The sequence below is a fragment of the Streptomyces sp. NPDC048516 genome (assembly GCF_043199875.1).
Classification (GTDB): Bacteria; Actinomycetota; Actinomycetes; order Streptomycetales; family Streptomycetaceae; genus Streptomyces.
Genome location: NZ_JBICWS010000015.1, coordinates 32365 through 44527, shown reverse-complemented (window position 1 = coordinate 44527; position 12163 = coordinate 32365). Strand labels below are relative to the sequence as shown.

The window sequence follows — 12163 nt, the reverse complement described above, 5'->3', positions numbered from 1 at the left end:
GAGAAATGGGTATCCGCAAGTACAAGCCGACGACCCCGGGCCGTCGTGGCTCCAGCGTCGCCGACTTTGTCGAGGTCACGCGGTCCACGCCGGAGAAGTCGCTGGTCCGCCCGCTGCACAGCAAGGGCGGCCGTAACAACGCCGGTCGTGTGACCGTTCGCCACCAGGGTGGTGGCCACAAGCGCGCCTACCGCGTGATCGACTTCCGTCGTCACGACAAGGACGGCGTGCCGGCCAAGGTCGCGCACATCGAGTACGACCCGAACCGCACCGCGCGCATCGCGCTCCTGCACTACGCAGACGGCGAGAAGCGCTACATCATCGCGCCCCGTGGCCTGGTCCAGGGTGCTCGGATTGAGAACGGCGCTGGCGCCGACATCAAGCCGGGCAACAACCTGCCGCTGCGTCACATCCCCGTGGGTACGACGATCCACGCGATCGAGCTGCGTCCGGGCGGCGGCGCGAAGTTCGCCCGCTCGGCCGGCGCCTCCGTGCAGCTGCTGGCGAAGGAGGGCCGCATGGCTCACCTTCGTATGCCGTCCGGTGAGATCCGCCTGGTCGACGTGCGCTGCCGCGCCACCGTCGGCGAGGTCGGCAACGCCGAGCAGTCGAACATCAACTGGGGTAAGGCCGGCCGCATGCGCTGGAAGGGCGTCCGCCCGACCGTGCGTGGTGTCGTGATGAACCCCGTCGACCACCCGCACGGTGGTGGTGAGGGCAAGACCTCCGGTGGTCGCCACCCGGTCTCGCCGTGGGGTCAGAAGGAGGGTCGTACTCGTTCGCCGAAGAAGGCGAGCAACAAGTACATCGTCCGCCGCCGCAAGACGAACAAGAAGCGCTAGGAGCGGGTTTAGATGCCGCGCAGTCTCAAGAAGGGGCCCTTCGTCGACGACCACCTTTCCAAGAAGGTGGATGTTCAGAACGATGCCGGCTCCAAGAACGTCATCAAGACCTGGTCCCGCCGCTCCATGATCGTCCCGGCCATGCTCGGCCACACGATCGCGGTGCACGACGGCCGCAAGCACGTCCCGGTGTTCGTCACCGAGTCGATGGTCGGCCACAAGCTCGGCGAGTTTGCGCCGACCCGCACCTTCCGCGGCCACGAGAAGGACGACCGCAAGTCGCGGCGTCGTTGATCGGCGGAGTGCGAAGACTATGACTGACACCGAAGGGACAACCATGGAAGCCAGGGCCCAGGCGCGGTACATCCGCGTCACGCCCATGAAGGCCCGCCGCGTGGTGGACCTTATCCGTGGCATGAATGCCACGGAGGCTCAGGCGGTCCTGCGTTTCGCCCCGCAGGCCGCGAGCGTGCCGGTGGGCAAGGTGCTGGACAGCGCCATTGCCAACGCCGCGCACAACTACGACCACACCGACGCCGGCAGCCTCGTCATCTCCGAGGCATACGTCGACGAGGGCCCGACCCTGAAGCGGTTCCGTCCGCGCGCCCAGGGCCGTGCCTACCGGATCCGCAAGCGGACCAGCCACATCACCGTGGTCGTCAGCAGCAAGGAAGGAACCCGGTAATGGGCCAGAAGGTTAACCCGCACGGGTTCCGGCTCGGCATCACCACCGACTTCAAGTCGCGTTGGTACGCCGACAAGCTGTACAAGGACTACGTCAAGGAAGACGTCGCCATTCGTCGCATGATGACGAAGGGCATGGAGCGCGCCGGTATCTCCAAGGTGGAGATCGAGCGCACCCGTGAGCGCGTCCGCGTTGACATCCACACCGCTCGTCCGGGCATCGTCATCGGCCGCCGCGGCGCCGAGGCCGACCGCATCCGCGGCGAGCTGGAGAAGCTGACCGGCAAGCAGGTCCAGCTGAACATCCTCGAGGTCAAGAACCCCGAGACCGATGCTCAGCTCGTGGCCCAGGCCGTCGCCGAGCAGCTCTCGTCCCGCGTCTCCTTCCGTCGCGCCATGCGTAAGAGCATGCAGTCGACGATGAAGGCCGGCGCCAAGGGCATCAAGATCCAGTGCGGTGGCCGTCTCGGCGGCGCCGAGATGTCCCGCTCGGAGTTCTACCGCGAGGGCCGTGTGCCCCTGCACACGCTCCGTGCGAACGTCGACTACGGCTTCTTCGAGGCCAAGACCACCTTCGGCCGCATCGGTGTGAAGGTCTGGATCTACAAGGGCGACGTCAAGAACATCGCCGAGGTGCGTGCCGAGAACGCTGCCGCCCGTGCGGGTAACCGCCCGGCCCGCGGTGGCGGCAACGACCGCCCGCGCCGCGGTGGCGAGCGTGGCGGCCGCGGTGGCCGCAAGCCGCAGCAGCAGACCGCCGCTGCCGAGGCCCCCAAGGCCGAGGCCGCTGCCGCTGCTCCGGCGGAGACCCCCGGAACGGAGGCCTGACCGACATGCTGATCCCTCGCAGGGTCAAGCACCGCAAGCAGCACCACCCGAAGCGCAGCGGTATGGCCAAGGGTGGCACCGAGCTGGCCTTCGGTGAGTACGGCATCCAGGCCGTCACCCCGGCTTACGTGACGAACCGTCAGATCGAGTCCGCTCGTATCGCGATGACCCGTCACATCAAGCGTGGCGGCAAGGTCTGGATCAACATTTACCCGGACCGCCCGCTCACGAAGAAGCCGGCCGAAACCCGCATGGGTTCCGGTAAGGGTTCTCCGGAGTGGTGGGTCGCGAACGTCAAGCCCGGTCGGGTGATGTTCGAGCTGTCCTTCCCGAACGAAAAGGTTGCCAAGGAGGCGCTGACCCGCGCCGCCCACAAGCTTCCGATGAAGTGCCGCATCGTGCGGCGCGAGGCAGGTGAGTCGTGATGGCGGCCGGTATCAAGGCGACCGAGCTGCGCGAGCTGAACAACGAGGACCTCGTTGCCAAGCTTCGTGAGGCCAAGGAGGAGCTGTTCAACCTCCGCTTCCAGGCGGCGACCGGACAGCTCGAGAACCACGGTCGGCTCAAGTCCGTCCGTAAGGACATCGCCCGGATCTACACCCTGATGCGTGAGCGCGAGCTGGGCATCGAGACGGTGGAGAGCGCCTGATGAGCGAGAAGAATGTGACTGAGACGAACGAGCGCGGTTTCCGCAAGACCCGTGAGGGTCTCGTCGTCAGCGACAAGATGGACAAGACCGTCGTCGTCGCTGTCGAGGACCGCGTCAAGCACGCGCTGTACGGCAAGGTCATCCGCCGTACCAACAAGCTCAAGGCGCACGACGAGCAGAACGCTGCCGGTGTCGGCGACCGCGTCCTCCTGATGGAGACCCGGCCGCTGTCCGCCACCAAGCGCTGGCGCATCGTCGAGATCCTCGAGAAGGCCAAGTAATCCCTCCTAGGGGGACCCCCTAGGAACAGTTCCGCCAGGCTCGGCAGGGGCTCGTCACGTAAGCGGCAGCCCCTGCCGGGAACCGGCAGACACACAGGAGATAGACGTGATCCAGCAGGAGTCGCGACTGCGGGTCGCCGACAACACTGGTGCGAAGGAAATCCTTTGCATCCGTGTTCTCGGTGGTTCCGGTCGCCGCTACGCGGGCATCGGTGACGTCATCGTCGCCACCGTGAAGGATGCGATCCCCGGTGGCAACGTGAAGAAGGGTGACGTCATCAAGGCGGTCATCGTTCGCACCGTCAAGGAGCGCCGCCGTCCGGACGGCTCGTACATCCGCTTCGACGAGAACGCGGCCGTCATCCTCAAGAACGATGGCGACCCCCGCGGCACCCGCATCTTCGGCCCCGTGGGCCGGGAGCTGCGCGAGAAGAAGTTCATGAAGATCATCTCGCTCGCGCCGGAGGTGCTGTAACCGATGAAGATCAAGAAGGGCGACCTGGTCCAGGTCATCACCGGTAAGGACAAGGGCAAGCAGGGCAAGGTCATCCAGGCCTTCCCCCGCGAGGACCGTGTCCTGGTCGAGGGTGTCAACCGGGTCAAGAAGCACACCAAGGCCGGACAGACCGCTCGTGGTTCGAAGACCGGCGGCATCGTGACGACCGAAGCCCCTGTCCACGTGAGCAACGTTCAGCTCGTGGTGGAGAAGGACGGCAACAAGGTCGTCACCCGCGTCGGGTACCGCTTCGACGACGAGGGCAACAAGATCCGCGTTGCCAAGCGGACCGGTGAGGACATCTGATGACTGCCACCACCAACGCGCCGCGTCTCAAGACGCGCTACCGCGAAGAGATCGCCGGGAAGCTGAAGGACGAGTTCTCGCTCGAGAACGTCATGCAGATCCCCGGTCTGACCAAGATCGTGGTCAACATGGGTGTGGGCGACGCCGCCCGCGACTCCAAGCTGATCGAGGGCGCCATCCGCGACCTCACCACGATCACCGGACAGAAGCCGGCCGTCACCAAGGCCCGTAAGTCCATCGCGCAGTTCAAGCTGCGTGAGGGCCAGCCGATCGGTGCCCACGTCACCCTCCGCGGTGACCGCATGTGGGAGTTCCTGGACCGCCTGCTGTCGCTGGCGCTGCCGCGCATCCGCGACTTCCGTGGTCTGTCCCCGAAGCAGTTCGACGGTCGGGGCAACTACACCTTCGGTCTCACGGAGCAGGTCATGTTCCACGAGATCGACCAGGACAAGATCGACCGGACGCGGGGCATGGACATCACCGTGGTCACCACGGCGTCCAACGACGATGAGGGCCGCGCCCTGCTTCGTCACCTCGGCTTCCCGTTCAAGGAGAACTGACCGTGGCGAAGAAGGCTCTGATCGCTAAGGCGGCTCGTAAGCCGAAGTTTGCTGTCCGCGCGTACACGCGTTGCCAGCGCTGCGGCCGTCCGCACTCCGTCTACCGCAAGTTCGGCCTGTGCCGCGTGTGCCTTCGTGAGATGGCTCACCGTGGCGAGCTGCCGGGCGTGACCAAGAGCTCCTGGTAATCCCTTCATTGGGACGACCAGGGCTCTCGGTAAGCATTCGGCCGGCGGGCGCCCATCCCTCTTTTCCCGTAGGGTAGAGGGGTTTGGGCGCACCGCCGCCCGAGACCGACCGCGGGCCGAGCCCGCATAAAGTCGCTTACTACGCCGTAGGTCCCCGCGCCGCACCCGTCCCGACTCTGATCGGGGAGAGGGATGGCGCACATAGGAAACCCCGGCGAGAGAGGCCGAAGGCCAATTCATGACCATGACTGATCCCATCGCAGACATGCTGACCCGTCTGCGTAACGCGAACTCGGCGTACCACGACACCGTCGTGATGCCGCACAGCAAGATCAAGTCGCACATCGCGGAGATCCTCCAGCAGGAGGGTTACATCACCGGCTGGAAGGTCGAGGACGCCGAGGTTGGCAAGAACCTCACCCTCGAGCTGAAGTTCGGCCCGAACCGCGAGCGCTCGATCGCCGGCATCAAGCGGATTTCGAAGCCGGGCCTGCGGGTCTACGCAAAGTCCACCAACCTGCCGAAGGTCCTCGGCGGCCTGGGCGTGGCGATCATCTCCACGTCCCACGGTCTCCTGACCGGTCAGCAGGCCAGCAAGAAGGGCGTGGGTGGGGAAGTCCTCGCCTACGTCTGGTAACCAGGGAACGGAGGAATAGCTAATGTCGCGTATTGGCAAGCTGCCCATCCAGGTTCCCGCTGGTGTGGACGTCACCATCGATGGCCGTACGGTCGCGGTGAAGGGCCCCAAGGGTTCTCTCTCGCACACCGTCGCAGCGCCCATCGAGGTCGCCAAGGGTGAGGACGGCGTCATCGCCGTCACCCGCCCGAACGACGAGCGTCAGAACAAGGCCCTGCACGGCCTGTCCCGCACGCTGGTGGCGAACATGATCACCGGCGTGACCCAGGGCTTCAGCAAGGCGCTCGAGATCAGCGGTGTCGGTTACCGCGTCCAGGCGAAGGGCTCCAACCTGGAGTTCTCCCTGGGCTACAGCCACCCGATCCTGATCGAGGCCCCCGAGGGCATCTCCTTCAAGGTCGAGTCCCCGACCAAGCTCAGCGTCGAGGGCATCGACAAGCAGAAGGTCGGCGAGGTTGCGGCGAACATCCGCAAGCTGCGCAAGCCTGACCCGTACAAGGCCAAGGGCGTCAAGTACGCCGGCGAGGTCATCCGCCGCAAGGTCGGAAAGGCTGGTAAGTAAGCCATGGCATACGGTGTGAAGATCGCCAAGGGCGACGCTTACAAGCGGGCCGCCGCCAAGCGGCGCCACATCCGGATCCGTAAGCGGATTTCGGGTACCCCGGACCGTCCGCGTCTGGTGGTGACGCGGTCCAACCGTGGCATCACCGCTCAGGTCATCGACGACATCGCGGGCCACACGCTGGCCTCCGCGTCGAGCCTGGACGCGTCGATCCGTGGTGGCGAGGGCGACAAGAGCGCTCAGGCCAAGCAGGTCGGTTCCCTGGTCGCCGAGCGTGCCAAGGCCGCCGGTGTCGAGGCCGTCGTGTTCGACCGTGGTGGCAAGCAGTACGCCGGGCGGATTGCCGCTCTGGCCGACGCCGCCCGCGAAGCCGGGCTGAAGTTCTAAGCCCCGGTTCCGGAGCTAGCGGACGTAACAGAGAGAGGTAAATCCAATGGCTGGACCCCAGCGCCGCGGGAGCGGTGCCGGTGGCGGCGAGCGGCGGGACCGGAAGGGTCGCGACGGTGGCGCTGCCGCCGAGAAGACCGCATACGTTGAGCGCGTTGTCGCGATCAACCGTGTCGCCAAGGTTGTCAAGGGTGGCCGTCGCTTCAGCTTCACCGCGCTGGTCGTGGTGGGCGATGGTGACGGCACCGTAGGTGTCGGTTACGGCAAGGCCAAGGAAGTTCCGGCTGCCATCGCCAAGGGCGTGGAAGAGGCCAAGAAGAACTTCTTCAAGGTCCCCCGTATCCAGGGCACCATCCCTCACCCCATCCAGGGCGAGAAGGCTGCGGGCGTCGTCCTGCTCAAGCCGGCTTCCCCCGGTACCGGTGTGATCGCCGGTGGCCCCGTGCGTGCCGTTCTGGAGTGCGCGGGCATCCACGACGTGCTGAGCAAGTCGCTCGGTTCGTCGAACCCGATCAACATCGTGCACGCCACGGTGGAGGCTCTCTCGGGGCTGCAGCGTCCCGAGGAGATCGCCGCCCGTCGTGGCCTGCCGCTGGAGGACGTTGCTCCCGCCGCTCTGCTGCGGGCGCGTGCCGGGGTGACCGCGTAATGGCGCACCTCAAGATCACGCAGACGAAGTCCTTCATCGGTAGCAAGCAGAACCACCGCGACACCCTCCGTTCGCTGGGCCTCAAGCGGCTCAACGACGTGGTTGTCAAGGAGGACCGCCCCGAGTTCCGCGGCATGGTGCACACCGTCCGCCACCTCGTGACGGTTGAGGAGGTCGACTGACATGGCGGAGAACAACCCGCTGAAGGTCCACAACCTCCGGCCCGCCCCGGGCGCCAAGACCGCCAAGACCCGTGTCGGTCGTGGTGAGGCGTCCAAGGGTAAGACCGCTGGTCGTGGTACCAAGGGCACGAAGGCCCGTTACCAGGTTCCGGAGCGCTTCGAGGGTGGGCAGATGCCCCTCCACATGCGCCTCCCGAAGCTGAAGGGCTTCAAGAACCCCGCCCACAAGCAGTTCCAGGTCGTGAACCTGGACAAGCTGGCCGCGCTCTACCCGCAGGGTGGCGAGGTCACGGTGGCCGACCTGGTCGCCAAGGGCGCGGTGCGCAAGAACGAGCTCGTCAAGGTGCTCGGCACCGGCGAGATCTCCGTGGCGCTGCAGGTGACGGTTGACGCCGTCTCCGGCTCCGCCAAGGAGAAGATCGCCGCTGCCGGCGGCGCCGTCACCGAACTCATCTGAGTTCGCTGACTCAACTGACCGGGGATGCCCATCGTTTGGGGCATCCCCGGTTGGTCGTTCCACGGGGGTATGGTCGCCGGTAAGGTGGGATGGACTGTTGTTTTCCGGGCTTCGTCCCGGACCCCCGCCGCGCGGGCCGTGTCCGCGCGGTTTTTGCCCGCTACGTATTCGTCGATCCTCAAGACCGTCACCTCTCGCATTCAAGGCGGGAGGCGCAGGAGGCACCGTGCTCACCGCGTTCGCCCGAGCGTTCAAGACGCCCGACCTGCGCAAGAAGCTGCTGTTCACACTGGGCATCGTCGTGCTCTACCGGATCGGCGCACACGTCCCGGTCCCCGGGGTCAACTATGCGAACGTCGAGACCTGCATGAAGCAGGCCGGCGGGAGCAGCGGGTTGTTCGCCCTGGTGAACATGTTCAGCGGTGGTGCGCTGCTGCAGATCACGATCTTCGCGCTGGGGATCATGCCGTACATCACGGCGAGCATCATCCTCCAGCTGCTGACCGTGGTGATCCCGCGGCTGGAAGCCCTCAAGAAAGAGGGGCAGTCCGGGCAGGCAAAGATCACCCAGTACACCCGCTATCTGACCGTGGCGCTCGCCATCCTGCAGGGCACCGGCCTGGTGGCCACCGCCCGCAGCGGTGCGCTCTTCCAGAGCTGCCCGGTCGCCCGCGAGATCGTCCCCAGCCAGTCGATCTTCACCACGATCACCATGGTCATCACGATGACCGCCGGCACCGGCCTGATCATGTGGCTCGGTGAGCTCGTCACCGACCGCGGTATCGGCAACGGCATGTCGATCCTGATGTTCATCTCCATCGCGGCCGGCTTCCCGGGCGCGCTGTGGCAGATCAAGCTCACCGGCAAGCTCGCCGACGGCTGGATCGAGTTCTTCGCGGTGATCGCGGTCGGCCTGGCGATGGTCGCGCTGGTGGTCTTCGTCGAGCAGGCCCAGCGGCGGATCCCGGTGCAGTACGCGAAGCGGATGATCGGCCGCCGGTCCTATGGCGGAACGTCCACTTACATCCCGCTCAAGGTGAACCAGGCGGGTGTGATTCCCGTCATCTTCGCGTCATCGCTGCTCTACATTCCAGCCCTCATCGCACAGTTCAGCGGGTCGAAGGCGGCATGGGCGACGTGGATCGCCACCAACTTCACCAAGGGAAATCACCCGGTTTACATCGTTACGTACTTCCTGTTGATCGTGTTCTTCGCCTTCTTCTACGTCGCCATCAGCTTCAACCCCGAAGAAGTTGCCGACAACATGAAGAAGTATGGTGGCTTCATCCCGGGTATCCGGGCTGGTCGCCCGACGGCCGAGTACCTCAGCTACGTGCTCAACCGGATCACGTGGCCGGGCTCGCTGTACCTGGGGCTGATCGCGCTCGTACCAACAGTGGCGTTGGTGCTTTTCAACGCGAACCAGAACTTCCCGTTCGGCGGGACGAGCATCCTGATCATCGTGGGTGTGGGTCTGGAGACCGTGAAGCAGATCGAGAGCCAGCTTCAGCAGCGCAACTACGAAGGGTTCCTCCGCTGATGCGAATCGTCCTCGTCGGACCCCCGGGGGCCGGCAAGGGTACGCAGGCTGCGTACCTTGCCAAGAACCTCGAGATCCCGCACATCTCCACGGGGGACCTGTTCCGCGCCAACATCAGCCAGGGCACGCCCCTCGGCCGCGAGGCGAAGTCGTACATGGACGCCGGCAACCTGGTGCCCGACTCGGTCACCATCGCGATGGCCGAGGACCGTATGGAGCAGCCCGACGCGGCAAACGGTTTCCTCCTGGACGGCTTCCCGCGCAACCTTGGCCAGGCCAAGGCGCTGGACGAGTACCTCAAGGACAAGAACCTCAAGCTGGACGCCGTCCTGGACCTGGAGGTCCCTGAGGACGAGGTCGTCAAGCGGATCGCCGGCCGGCGCATCTGCCGCAACGACTCCAGCCACGTCTTCCACGCGGAGTACAACAAGCCGAAGGCCGAGGGCGTCTGCGACGTCTGCGGCGGCGAGCTGTACCAGCGGGACGACGACCGTGAGGAGACCGTCCGCAAGCGGCTGGAGGTCTACCACACGGAGACCGAGCCGATCATCGACTACTACAAGGACCAGGACCTGGTCGTCACCATCCCCGCGATGGGGAAGGTCGACGAGGTCACCCGGCGCTCCATGGCGGCCCTGCCGTCGCGGGACGCGTAGCAGCACACGGCTTCCGATACGGCCGCGGTGCCCGCAAGGGTGCCGCGGCCGTATCGTGTACGGGGCGGTCGTGACGGCCGCCGGATATGCGTTGTAGTCGGTTCAGGAAGGCGCCAGCCGTCATGGTGGAGATCAAGACCCCCGAGCAGATCGCGAAGATGCGCGAGGCGGGGCTGGTGGTCGCCGCCATTCACGCGGCGACCCGGGAGGCCGCGGTGCCCGGCGCCACGACCAAGGATCTGGACGACGCGGCACGCAAGGTGCTCGCCGAGCACGGAGCGAAGTCGAACTTCCTCGGTTACGGCGGCTTCCCCGCGACGATCTGCACCTCGGTCAACGATGTCGTGGTCCACGGCATCCCCGACACGGAGACGGTGCTGCAGAACGGCGACATCATCTCCATCGACTGCGGCGCGATCATCGACGGCTGGCACGGCGACGCGGCGTACACCGCCTTCGTCGGCTCCGGCCACTCCGCGGAGCTGGTCGAGCTGAGCCGGGTCACCGAGGAGTCGATGTGGGCCGGTATCGCGGCGGTCGCCAAGGGCAACCGGCTGGTCGACATCTCCAAGGCGATCGAGGGCTACATCCGCCGCCAGCCGCGCCCCGCCGGCGGTAAGTACGGCATCGTCGAGGACTACGGCGGCCACGGCATCGGCTCGCAGATGCACATGGACCCGCACCTGCTGAACTACGTCGATCGCAAGCGCGGCCGCGGCCCCAAGCTGGTGCCCGGCTTCTGCATCGCCATCGAGCCGATGGTCAATCTCGGCACGGCCAAGACCCACGTCCTCGACGACGACTGGACGGTCAAGTCGAACGACGGCAGCTGGTCCTCGCACTGGGAGCACTCGGTCGCGCTGACCGAGGACGGCCCGCTGGTGCTGACCGCGCCGGACGGCGGCAAGGCCAAGCTCGCCGAGCTGGGAATCACCGCGGCGCCCGACCCCCTCGCCTGATCCTTCCCGAAGACCCTGAGGGTCAGGGGAGACTCCATCGCCTGACCCGTCCCGGGTGCCTGACGCGCCCGCCGGCCCGGGCCGCCCGGGTGCCTGACGCGCCCGCCGGCCCGGCCCGCCCGGCGCTCTGACGCGCCCGGCCGACCGGCCCCGGGCGTAAGGATCTCCCCGGGTGGGCAATAATCCTGGATTCGTCTTTTGCTGGGTGCTGACGTAGACTAACGCGTCGGCTCTCGTGCATCCGTATGCCCTCTTGGTCGAGGGTGTGGTGCGGGATAGTCGATCAAGGTAGCCGATTCGAAGGGCGAAGCGTGGCCAAGAAGCAAGGTGCCATCGAGATCGAGGGCACCGTGATCGAGTCCCTCCCGAACGCCATGTTCAAGGTGGAGCTCCAGAACGGTCACAAGGTCCTCGCGCACATCAGCGGAAAGATGCGGATGCACTACATCCGTATCCTCCCGGATGACCGGGTCGTCGTGGAGCTCTCTCCCTACGACCTGACGCGTGGCCGGATCGTCTACCGCTACAAGTAGATCTTGTCGGCGCCCCGCTCCCGTGGGGTGACGGCACTGACCCGGAGAACCTCACATCCCATGAAGGTCAAGCCGAGCGTCAAGAAGATCTGCGACAAGTGCAAGGTGATCCGCCGCCACGGCCGGGTCATGGTTATCTGCGACAACCTGCGCCACAAGCAGCGCCAGGGCTGACGCACGCCGACCACCTGCATTTCGCAGTTTTCGCGCGACGCAAGCACATACGTACATACGCAGTCACCCGACCCCCGCATCACTCGCGTGGGGACGACACCCCCGGCTCGGAGGCCGGGGACCCGGCTCGTAATTCTTCAGAGTCTTACGGGAACGGTGCTGCGGAAGACCTCCGAATAGCCATCAGGAGCCACATCAATGGCACGCCTCGCAGGCGTTGATCTCCCGCGCGAAAAGCGTGTGGAGGTCGCCCTCACCTACGTCTTCGGTATCGGGCGGACGCTGTCGCAGCAGACCCTCGCCGCCACCGGCGTGGACCCGAACACCCGTGTTCGCGACCTTGCTGAGGAAGACCTCATCAAGATCCGCGAGTTCGTGGACAACAACCTCAAGACCGAGGGTGACCTCCGTCGCGAGATCCAGGCCGACATCCGCCGCAAGGTCGAGATCGGCTGCTACCAGGGTCTGCGTCACCGTCGCGGTCTGCCGGTGCACGGTCAGCGCACCAGCACGAACGCCCGTACCCGCAAGGGTCCGCGTCGCGCGATCGCCGGCAAGAAGAAGCCGGGCAAGAAGTAGTCCTCAGCAGGACG

Annotated in this window: 23 protein-coding genes; all 23 read left to right on the top strand. The window is 65.9% G+C overall.

The genetic code is table 11. From position 1 onward, the window contains the following. Positions 1-5: 5 nt before the first annotated feature. Entirely contained in the window at positions 6-842 is an 837-nt protein-coding gene (rplB, locus tag ACGFR7_RS26960) for a 50S ribosomal protein L2 (protein WP_350251611.1), read from the top strand. A gap of 12 nt (positions 843-854) precedes the next feature. Continuing rightward, positions 855-1136: a 30S ribosomal protein S19 gene (gene rpsS, locus ACGFR7_RS26955; protein ID WP_030986146.1), complete on the top strand. Its 282-nt coding sequence runs from the start codon at positions 855-857 to the stop codon at positions 1134-1136. 43 nt (positions 1137-1179) lie between these two features. After that, entirely contained in the window at positions 1180-1527 is a 348-nt protein-coding gene (gene rplV, locus ACGFR7_RS26950; protein ID WP_037839423.1) for a 50S ribosomal protein L22, read from the top strand. Beyond that, positions 1527-2354, top strand: coding sequence for a 30S ribosomal protein S3 (rpsC, locus tag ACGFR7_RS26945; RefSeq protein ID WP_030986147.1), 828 nt, complete (start codon positions 1527-1529; stop codon positions 2352-2354). The genes rplV and rpsC overlap by 1 nt, the downstream gene beginning before the upstream one ends. A 5-nt stretch (positions 2355-2359) precedes the next feature. Further along, the gene (gene rplP / locus ACGFR7_RS26940) at positions 2360-2779 is read left to right on the top strand and encodes a 50S ribosomal protein L16 (RefSeq protein WP_006604880.1); all 420 of its coding nucleotides are present in this window, start codon (positions 2360-2362) and stop codon (positions 2777-2779) included. Next, entirely contained in the window at positions 2779-3003 is a 225-nt protein-coding gene (gene rpmC, locus ACGFR7_RS26935; RefSeq protein ID WP_033269705.1) for a 50S ribosomal protein L29, read from the top strand. Before rplP ends, rpmC begins: the two co-directional genes overlap by 1 nt. Continuing rightward, complete coding sequence (gene rpsQ, locus ACGFR7_RS26930; protein WP_006604882.1) at positions 3003-3284, top strand: 30S ribosomal protein S17; 282 nt, start codon at positions 3003-3005, stop codon at positions 3282-3284. The genes rpmC and rpsQ overlap by 1 nt, the downstream gene beginning before the upstream one ends. A 106-nt stretch (positions 3285-3390) precedes the next feature. Continuing rightward, the gene (gene rplN, locus ACGFR7_RS26925) at positions 3391-3759 is read left to right on the top strand and encodes a 50S ribosomal protein L14 (RefSeq protein WP_003992364.1); all 369 of its coding nucleotides are present in this window, start codon (positions 3391-3393) and stop codon (positions 3757-3759) included. 3 nt (positions 3760-3762) lie between these two features. Continuing rightward, positions 3763-4086 carry a 50S ribosomal protein L24 gene (gene rplX / locus ACGFR7_RS26920; RefSeq protein WP_006604883.1) on the top strand — a complete coding sequence of 108 codons (324 nt, stop codon included), beginning with the start codon at positions 3763-3765 and terminating at the stop codon, positions 4084-4086. Then, entirely contained in the window at positions 4086-4646 is a 561-nt protein-coding gene (rplE, locus tag ACGFR7_RS26915) for a 50S ribosomal protein L5 (RefSeq protein WP_086717611.1), read from the top strand. The genes rplX and rplE overlap by 1 nt, the downstream gene beginning before the upstream one ends. A gap of 2 nt (positions 4647-4648) precedes the next feature. Further along, positions 4649-4834 carry a type Z 30S ribosomal protein S14 gene (locus ACGFR7_RS26910; RefSeq protein ID WP_004571834.1) on the top strand — a complete coding sequence of 62 codons (186 nt, stop codon included), beginning with the start codon at positions 4649-4651 and terminating at the stop codon, positions 4832-4834. A 238-nt stretch (positions 4835-5072) separates the two neighbouring features. Then, positions 5073-5471 (top strand): 30S ribosomal protein S8, encoded by a 399-nt coding sequence (gene rpsH, locus ACGFR7_RS26905; RefSeq protein ID WP_227046489.1) that lies wholly within the window; start codon positions 5073-5075, stop codon positions 5469-5471. 22 nt (positions 5472-5493) lie between these two features. After that, positions 5494-6033, top strand: coding sequence for a 50S ribosomal protein L6 (gene rplF / locus ACGFR7_RS26900; protein WP_350251609.1), 540 nt, complete (start codon positions 5494-5496; stop codon positions 6031-6033). A gap of 3 nt (positions 6034-6036) precedes the next feature. Further along, positions 6037-6420: a 50S ribosomal protein L18 gene (gene rplR / locus ACGFR7_RS26895; RefSeq protein WP_327156251.1), complete on the top strand. Its 384-nt coding sequence runs from the start codon at positions 6037-6039 to the stop codon at positions 6418-6420. Between the two features lie 46 nt (positions 6421-6466). Beyond that, the gene (rpsE, locus tag ACGFR7_RS26890) at positions 6467-7069 is read left to right on the top strand and encodes a 30S ribosomal protein S5 (protein WP_088798403.1); all 603 of its coding nucleotides are present in this window, start codon (positions 6467-6469) and stop codon (positions 7067-7069) included. Then, positions 7069-7251 (top strand): 50S ribosomal protein L30, encoded by a 183-nt coding sequence (rpmD, locus tag ACGFR7_RS26885; protein WP_030074796.1) that lies wholly within the window; start codon positions 7069-7071, stop codon positions 7249-7251. Before rpsE ends, rpmD begins: the two co-directional genes overlap by 1 nt. A gap of 1 nt (position 7252) precedes the next feature. After that, a complete protein-coding gene (gene rplO, locus ACGFR7_RS26880) occupies positions 7253-7708 on the top strand; it encodes a 50S ribosomal protein L15 (protein ID WP_393324203.1) in 456 nt (151 codons plus the stop codon). A 226-nt stretch (positions 7709-7934) separates the two neighbouring features. After that, positions 7935-9248 (top strand): preprotein translocase subunit SecY, encoded by a 1314-nt coding sequence (gene secY / locus ACGFR7_RS26875; RefSeq protein ID WP_393324201.1) that lies wholly within the window; start codon positions 7935-7937, stop codon positions 9246-9248. Further along, positions 9248-9904 carry an adenylate kinase gene (locus ACGFR7_RS26870; RefSeq protein ID WP_393324198.1) on the top strand — a complete coding sequence of 219 codons (657 nt, stop codon included), beginning with the start codon at positions 9248-9250 and terminating at the stop codon, positions 9902-9904. The genes secY and ACGFR7_RS26870 overlap by 1 nt, the downstream gene beginning before the upstream one ends. Positions 9905-10026: 122 nt before the next feature. Next, positions 10027-10863, top strand: a complete 837-nt coding sequence (gene map / locus ACGFR7_RS26865) for a type I methionyl aminopeptidase (protein WP_393324195.1) — start codon at positions 10027-10029, stop codon at positions 10861-10863. Between the two features lie 311 nt (positions 10864-11174). Next, positions 11175-11396, top strand: a complete 222-nt coding sequence (gene infA / locus ACGFR7_RS26860) for a translation initiation factor IF-1 (protein ID WP_003956442.1) — start codon at positions 11175-11177, stop codon at positions 11394-11396. Positions 11397-11456: 60 nt separating this feature from the next. Further along, positions 11457-11570, top strand: coding sequence for a 50S ribosomal protein L36 (rpmJ, locus tag ACGFR7_RS26855; protein WP_003956441.1), 114 nt, complete (start codon positions 11457-11459; stop codon positions 11568-11570). Between the two features lie 198 nt (positions 11571-11768). Continuing rightward, positions 11769-12149 (top strand): 30S ribosomal protein S13, encoded by a 381-nt coding sequence (gene rpsM / locus ACGFR7_RS26850; RefSeq protein ID WP_129295752.1) that lies wholly within the window; start codon positions 11769-11771, stop codon positions 12147-12149. Positions 12150-12163 lie beyond the last annotated feature (14 nt).